Genomic DNA, 309 nt, shown 5'->3' on the forward strand with positions numbered 1-309 from the left:
GCGATGCGGTGAACATGTCGCAGCTCAACGAGACGAATGAAAACGTCACGAATCTGGGCGACACCATCAACAACTTCGCTGGCGACACCACCAACATCTTCACCGACGAGCATGGCGTGGGCATCCGCTACGCCCGGACCAACGAAGCCGGTCTGGTGCAGAGCGACTCCTCGGCCGAAGGCCAGGGCAGCACCGCGGTGGGCTACAACGCCACCTCCATCGGTGAAAGCAGCCTGGCGCTGGGCCGTGAGGCTCAGGCCAACAATGCCAATGACGTGGCCCTGGGCGCCGGTTCGGTGACCGATGCAG

General features: G+C 63.4%; 1 pseudogene. It reads left to right on the forward strand.

The features are described 5' to 3' along the window. Window positions 1-309, forward strand: a pseudogene (locus tag JFY56_RS24205) (hypothetical protein); the annotation flags it as partial.

This window comes from Pseudomonas schmalbachii, assembly GCF_017589465.1.
Classification (GTDB): Bacteria; Pseudomonadota; Gammaproteobacteria; order Pseudomonadales; family Pseudomonadaceae; genus Pseudomonas; species Pseudomonas schmalbachii.